The 6480-nt window shown below is 72.3% G+C and carries 8 protein-coding genes and 1 tRNA gene; 7 read left to right on the top strand and 2 right to left on the bottom strand.

The genetic code is table 11. The annotated features are described in order from the left end of the window. Positions 1-193: 193 nt before the first annotated feature. The 3 genes from IEZ17_RS38535 to IEZ17_RS38525 all read left to right on the top strand — a co-directional run bounded on the left by IEZ17_RS38535 (position 194) and on the right by IEZ17_RS38525 (position 2120). On the top strand, positions 194-841 hold the full coding sequence (locus tag IEZ17_RS38535; RefSeq protein WP_189308289.1) for a DUF4232 domain-containing protein: 648 nt from the start codon (positions 194-196) through the stop codon (positions 839-841). Positions 842-1016: 175 nt separating this feature from the next. Continuing rightward, complete coding sequence (locus IEZ17_RS38530; RefSeq protein WP_189308288.1) at positions 1017-1316, top strand: type II toxin-antitoxin system VapB family antitoxin; 300 nt, start codon at positions 1017-1019, stop codon at positions 1314-1316. Positions 1317-1472: 156 nt separating this feature from the next. Then, positions 1473-2120: a LytR C-terminal domain-containing protein gene (locus tag IEZ17_RS38525; protein WP_229853042.1), complete on the top strand. Its 648-nt coding sequence runs from the start codon at positions 1473-1475 to the stop codon at positions 2118-2120. A gap of 77 nt (positions 2121-2197) precedes the next feature. On the opposite strand, the gene upp is transcribed toward IEZ17_RS38525, so the two are convergent. Continuing rightward, positions 2198-2833 carry a uracil phosphoribosyltransferase gene (gene upp / locus IEZ17_RS38520; protein WP_189308287.1) on the bottom strand — a complete coding sequence of 212 codons (636 nt, stop codon included), beginning with the start codon at positions 2831-2833 and terminating at the stop codon, positions 2198-2200. 217 nt (positions 2834-3050) lie between these two features. On the opposite strand from upp, the gene IEZ17_RS38515 reads away from it, so the two are divergent. From IEZ17_RS38515 to IEZ17_RS38500, 4 genes are all read left to right on the top strand, one after another. Then, on the top strand, positions 3051-3572 hold the full coding sequence (locus IEZ17_RS38515; protein WP_189308292.1) for a tRNA adenosine deaminase-associated protein: 522 nt from the start codon (positions 3051-3053) through the stop codon (positions 3570-3572). A 92-nt stretch (positions 3573-3664) separates the two neighbouring features. Further along, positions 3665-4189, top strand: a complete 525-nt coding sequence (tadA, locus tag IEZ17_RS38510) for a tRNA adenosine(34) deaminase TadA (RefSeq protein WP_189308286.1) — start codon at positions 3665-3667, stop codon at positions 4187-4189. 67 nt (positions 4190-4256) lie between these two features. Then, a tRNA-Ser gene (locus IEZ17_RS38505) sits at positions 4257-4341 on the top strand. Between the two features lie 556 nt (positions 4342-4897). After that, positions 4898-5776, top strand: a complete 879-nt coding sequence (locus IEZ17_RS38500) for a trypsin-like serine peptidase (RefSeq protein WP_229853041.1) — start codon at positions 4898-4900, stop codon at positions 5774-5776. Positions 5777-5870: 94 nt separating this feature from the next. Here the strand turns inward: IEZ17_RS38500 and IEZ17_RS38495 are convergent, their stop codons facing one another. Further along, complete coding sequence (locus IEZ17_RS38495; RefSeq protein ID WP_189308285.1) at positions 5871-6335, bottom strand: hypothetical protein; 465 nt, start codon at positions 6333-6335, stop codon at positions 5871-5873. Between the last annotated feature and the right edge of the window lie 145 nt (positions 6336-6480).

The raw sequence follows: 6480 nt of genomic DNA, 5'->3' as shown, positions 1-6480 counted from the left end.
ACCACCGCGCCCCGCTCCGCCACCCCCTCCCCGAGCATTTCGGCCAACTCCCCCAGTCCGTCCGGCGCTTGACACCCGCCACCGCCGAGCAGGCCGCGGGCCCCACCGCCCGCGTCCCATTCGGCACGTGACGCCCGCACCGCGTTAACCGTCCATTAGCGGCACGGCAACCACCTGGTCGAGAATCGTGTACATGCCGTCACCGAACACCGCCGCCCCCCGTCGCCGCCGCACGCTCGCGGCCGTGCTGCTGGCCGCGGCGGCCGTGCTGCCGCTGGCCGCCTGCCAGACCGGCGGCGCCGAGCAGGCCGAACCGGTCTCCTCCGACGTCTCCCCCGCCACCTCGCCGTCCGCGGCGCCCGACACCTGGGCCGCACCGGGCGCCCCCGGCACCCGCACCCGGGTCGCCTGTACGCCCGACATGCTGCGGTTCCACGCCGGCGCGGAGCAGCACCCGGCCCGGCACATGCTGCTGACCGTCACCAACGTCTCCGACCGGACCTGCACCTTCGCCGGCCAGCCCTACCCCCTGCTGCGCCTCAGCGACCGGCACCCGGCCGCCGCCCGGCCCATCGCCCGCAGCAAACCGCGCACCCCGGTCGAGCTGCGGCCCGACGGGACGGCGTACGCCACGGTCACCACCGCCGCCCCCGATCGGCCGGGCGGCCGGAGCGCCCCGGGCAGCAAGGCCGAAAAGATCTCCCAGTTCGGCGTGACCCTGGCCGACCGCAGCGACCCGGCGCAGGTCGGCGTGGACGGCCGCGCCCCGGTCCCGGTGGACCCGGCCACCGCCCGGGTCACCTACTGGCAGCGGAGCCTGGCGGACGCCGAGAAGTGGTGATCGGGCGCCGCACGGACACCGCGCCACGCCACGGGCGGGCGAGCGAGCGGTAGCCCGTTCGTGCCGTATCGGCCAGCTCATCACCTACCAATGATCCGAATTTGCCGCTATTGATCGGCTTTGCACTGGCGCCGCTTGGCTGCGCCCGGTGCCGCATGCCCGGTAGGCTTTCCGTGTGATCTTCAAGCGCATCGGAAATGGGCGGCCGTACCCCGACCACGGCCGGGAGAGCACCCGCCAGTGGGCGGACGTCGCCCCGCGCCCGGTACGCCTCGACCAGTTGGTGACCACCAAGCAGCAGCTCGACCTCGAAACGCTGCTCGCCGAGGACTCGACGTTCTACGGCGATCTCTTCGCCCACGTCGTCAAGTGGGAGGGCGACCTCTACCTGGAGGACGGGCTCCACCGCGCCGTCCGCGCGGCCCTCCAGCAGCGCCAGGTCCTGCACGCCCGGGTGCTCGAACTCGGCGGCTGACCGCCCGGTTTCCAGCGGTTTATCCCGGTATTCCGCCGATATCCCCCCGTCCCCTCCCGGCTCCGCGATGGCCGGATTGGACCACTCGGGTTTTCCCGTACGCAACGCGTTGATCGTTTAGTAGGCACGGCGGACGGCCCGCACTACGCTGCGGCCATGAGCATGCTGACGCCTCCAGGAATGGGCGGTAAGAGGTACCGCATCACAGGCGACAGGTATCCGCGGATGCGCCGCCCCCGCCACCGTCGCCGCATCATCCTCGGCATCGTGGCCGGGGCCTGCGTCCTCGGACTGGCCGGCTGGGGGACCGTGCAGCTCATCGACGTCTTCGGCGGGAAGGGCAGTACGGCCCAGGCCGCCCAGGACAGCAGACACTGCCCGGAGGGCGGCGCGGCGAGCCGGGCCAACGCCCCACAGCCCGCCGCCGGAAAACTCCCCGCGCCGGCCGCGCTGACCGTCAACGTCTACAACGCCACCGCGCGGCCCGGACTCGCCAAGCACACCGCCGACGAGCTCAAGAAGCGCGGCTTCAAGATCGGGAAGGTGGGCAACGCCCCGGTCGCCTACGACAAGAAGGTGGGCGGCGCCGGGATACTGCTCGGCCCCAAGGCCGCGGCCGACGGACCACTGAAGGTCCTGGCCACCCAACTCGCCGGAGCGCAGCAGAAGACCGACGACCGCGCGAGCGCCGATCTCGACCTGATCATCGGCGGCACCTTCAAGGAGCTCACCGCCCAGCAGGACGCCGCGAAGGCCCTGGCCCTGCTGGCCCACCCCGCGCAGCAGCCCGCCGCCAAGTGCTGACCGCGCACCGCAAGGGCCCCGCACCACACCTGGTGCGGGGCCCTTGCGGCATGCCCTACGTACGCGCCCCGGCGGGTTCAGCCGGCCGTGCCGTACATCCGGTCGCCCGCGTCGCCCAGGCCCGGGACGATGTAGCGGTCGGCGTTCAGCCGCTCGTCGACGGCGGCGGTGACCACCGTCACCGGCGCACCGGCCAGCTCCCGCTCCATGACCTCGACGCCCTCCGGCGCGGCCAGCAGGCAGATCGCGGTGACATCGTCCGCACCGCGCTTGATCAGCTCCCGGATCGCCGCGACCAGCGTGCCGCCGGTGGCCAGCATCGGGTCGACGACGTACACCTGCCGCCCTGACAGGTCGTCGGGCATCCGCGTCGCGTACGTGTGGGCCTCGTACGTCTCCTCGTTGCGGACCATGCCCATGAAGCCGACCTCGGCGGTGGGCAGCAGCCGCACCATGCCGTCCAGCATGCCCAGACCGGCCCGCAGGATCGGCACGACCATGGGCCGCGGGTGGGACAGCCGCACGCCGGTGGTCGCCGTCACCGGGGTCTCGATGTCGACCTGCTCGGTGCGGACATCGCGGGTGGCCTCGTAGGCGAGCAGGGTGACCAGCTCGTCGGCGAGCCGCCGGAAAGTCGGGGAGTCGGTGCGCTTGTCGCGCAGAGTGGTGAGTTTGTGCGCCACCAGCGGGTGGTCGACGACGTGGATCCGCATGACATCGACAGTAACCGAGCCGGACGGCCCCGACGCCCGCCGTGCGCCTGTGGCAATCCGGCACGTGAGCGACATCTCTCACAACGTCGGCACGACGCAGCGCTGAAGACGGCGCGCGAACGCGATGTTTCTGCCACGATTCCGAAGGGGCGGGACCATCGGCGTGCAGCGCCGCCCCGCCCAGCCCGGCACGCCTATGACCAGTGGGAGAGTCACGGTGTACTTCGCCGCACTGCTCGCGCGCACCGAAGACGGGTGGGAAGCGAGCGATACGGAGCTCGACAATGTGGAAACGCTGGCCGATCTGGCCGACCTGGCCCGAGAGGCGGCGATCGACGACGACACGGTGGTGGCCCTCATCGAGCAGGAGGACGCCTGGTTCGGCGTCGTCCGGGTGGACGGCGACGACGACCCGCGGGTCTTCGTCTCCAACGCCGCCATCGCCAGCAGAAGCTCATACGGCGCGATGCTGACCGACGAACTCCTCGGCCGCGAGGACGACGCGGACGACGAACTCGACAGCCTCGACCTGGACGGTACGGAGGACGGCGAACCCGAAGCGGACAACGACGTTGACGACGACGACGAGGTCGCCGCGGTGCGCGGCCCGCTCGGCGACGCCGGGCTGCTGAGCGACCTCGGCGTCGGCGAAAAGGAACTGCTCACCCTCGACGGCGACGCACTCGGCGAGATCGCCGAGGCCCTGGGCTGCACGGACCTCCTGGAAGCCGTGCGCTGAGCCTCTCCCAGCAACCGCTGGGGGTCGCCCCCAGCCGGGCCCACGCTCCGCCCCTGGGCCCGGCCCCCGGCCACGTCCCCGACACTGGGGACATGACCGTCCCCCCATCCGCCCCTCTGCCCTCCGCCACGCCCGACCCGCTGCGCGACCCCTGGATCGCGCCGATGCGCCAGGCGCTCGCGGAGGCCGCCCGCGCCCCCGGGACCGGTGACGTCCCGGTGGGCGCTGTCGTGCTGGCCGCCGACGGCACGGTCCTGGGCACCGGCCACAACGCACGCGAGGCCACCGGCGACCCCACCGCCCACGCCGAAGTCCTCGCCCTTCGCGCCGCCGCCGAGACCGTCCGAGGTGGTGGCGGGCGACGGGCGGGCGATTGGCGGCTCACGGGCTGCACCCTCGTCGTCACCCTCGAACCGTGCACGATGTGCGCCGGCGCGATCGTCCTCTCCCGCGTCGACCGCGTCGTCTACGGCGCCCGCGACGCCAAGGCCGGCGCCGTCGGCTCCCTCTGGGACGTCGTCCGCGACCGCCGCCTCAACCACCGCCCCGAGGTCGTCACCGGCGTCCTCGAAGGCGACTGCGCCGCCCTCCTCACCGCGTTCTTCCGCGACCGCTGACCCGGATCCGGCCCGCGCCCCGCAATCCGATTTCGGCGCACGGCCCCCTTGGGCTAAGCTCTCTCTCGGTAGCGTGTCCGAGCGGCCGAAGGAGCTCGCCTCGAAAGCGAGTGTGGCGCAAGTCACCGAGGGTTCAAATCCCTCCGCTACCGCTGGTAGATGAGGCGCCCGGTCCGACGGACCGGGCGCCTCACCCGCTTCCGCCTCGGTTTCCGTCTCAGTTGGCCGGTAAACGAGTTCCGCCTCGGTTGGCCGGTACGAGCACTCCGGTGGGCCCGTCGTCATCGTCGGCCGGCCCGTCATCGTCGGCCGGCCCGTCTCCGTCCGGCTTCCCATGAGTCCGTCCATCTGACGCGCGACCTCGCTGCGGACGGGAGTCGGCCAGGTGCCGGTACCGCGCGGCCACGGCCGTCGTGGACCGTCCCACGAGTCCCCTGACGGCCCGTTCGGAGACTCCGAGGATGAGCCGTCGGCGACGCCGTCACGGCCGCAGGACCGGCTCTCCACGCCCGCCCGTTCCGTTGAACTCACCACGCCCTGAGACGGAGCGAAACCCCGGCCGACCGGTGTGTGTGAGCGCACGGGAGCGCCCTCGCCCCGTCCCGGGCGCCGCGCACGGCCCGCGGCGCACCCGCGCCCCTCCCGGGAACACCGGCAGCTGTGGCCAAGCGCCCCTGAACCGCACGGTATGTGCCCTAGCATCCCGCCATGCGCCATAGGTCTGCTGTAGCAGTCGCCATGCTCGCCGGTCTGGCCGCCTTGTCCGGCTGCACCACCGGCGACGTGCCGGCCCGGAACACCCTGGTCTCCGCGCCGCCCTCGTCCTCGCCGTCCCCGGGTGCCACCGCAGCCGCGTACGGCTGGTCCGCGCAGCGGATGCGGGGCGCCCGGCCCTTCCGCCACCAGCCCGGGGTCTCGCACACCCCACCGCCGACCACGTCCAACGCGCGGGTGGGCGCGGTGTTCGGCCACGGCGGCAGCGGCGACCACTTCTGCACCGGGAGCGTCGTGGACAGCCCAGGCAAGTCCGTGGTGATCACCGCGGCGCACTGCATCCACACGGGCAAGGGCGGCGGCTACCAGACGGACCTGGCGTTCGTTCCCGGCTACCGCGACGGCCAGGCGCCCAACGGCACCTGGCCGATCACGAAGATGGTGGTGGACGACCACTGGGCGCAGTCCTCCGACCCCGGCTACGACGTGGGGTTCGTCATCGTCGGCAAGCTCGACGGCAAGCGGATCGCCGATGTGCTGGGCGCCAACCGCTTCGGCTACAACGCCGGTTACGGCAACAGCGTGCGGATCACCGGCTATCCGGCCGGCGGCCAGGACCCCATCTCGTGCACCAACAAGACCACGAAGTTCCAAACGGACCAGATGAAGGTGGACTGCACCGGCTACAGCGGCGGGACCAGCGGCAGCCCCTGGCTGACCCACTTCGACCACGCCACCCGCACCGGCGAGGTCATCGGCGTCATCGGCGGCTATCAGACCGGCGGTGACACCGACGACACCTCCTACAGCCCCTACTTCAACGACGCCATCAAGTCCCTGTACGACAAGGCCGTCGGCGAGGAGAGCCGGTGACCCCGGCTCGTCCCGCGCCGCCGGCCCCGGCCGCCCCGGCTCGCCGACGGCCCAGAGGAGGCACTCTCCTCCGGGCCGTCGTGGTGCGGCCGGGTCAGCGCACGGTGACGGTCACGTTGTGCGAGAAGACGCCGTCGCAGAAGACGCGGTAGACGGTGCGGCCCCGGTGCGCCGGCTTGACGTGCAGCACGTACTCGCCGTGCCGCTGGGTGGTGGCGGTGACCGGCAGGTCGACCCAGCGGTGGTGGTCCTGCTGCTGGAGCCGGACCTTCGAGCCCGGCCGGGCGCCGATCACCTTGCCGGCGATCCGGACCTCCTGGTGGGCCCGAACGCCGCTCTTGTTCGCCTCCGCGCTCACGGTGACCCGCCCGGCCCGGTCGCCCTTGGCCTCCTTGCCGTCCTTGTCGGCCTTCTCGTCCTTGTCGGCCTTGTCGAGCAGGTGGCGGGCGGTTCCCGGGTGAGCGTCGGGCGCCGGAGCGGCGACGGCCGCGGCGGCGCCTCCGGTGACGACGGCGGTGCTCACAAGGCTTGCGACGGCGAGGCGGTACATACGCTTCATGGTGGTGTCCTTACGGGCCTTACGGGTGCCGGTGGCGGCACATCTCACGCACCTCAAACTCCCTTGGTTTCACAGAGGTTTCGGCACCCGCGCCGTTTCATAGGAGAATCACAACGCGGCGGCGGCGCGGCCTCTCCCGCGTGCG

It is taken from the genome of Streptomyces albospinus (genome assembly GCF_014648695.1).
GTDB classification, from domain to species: Bacteria; Actinomycetota; Actinomycetes; order Streptomycetales; family Streptomycetaceae; genus Streptomyces; species Streptomyces albospinus.
This window is presented reverse-complemented; position numbering and strand designations above follow the sequence as displayed.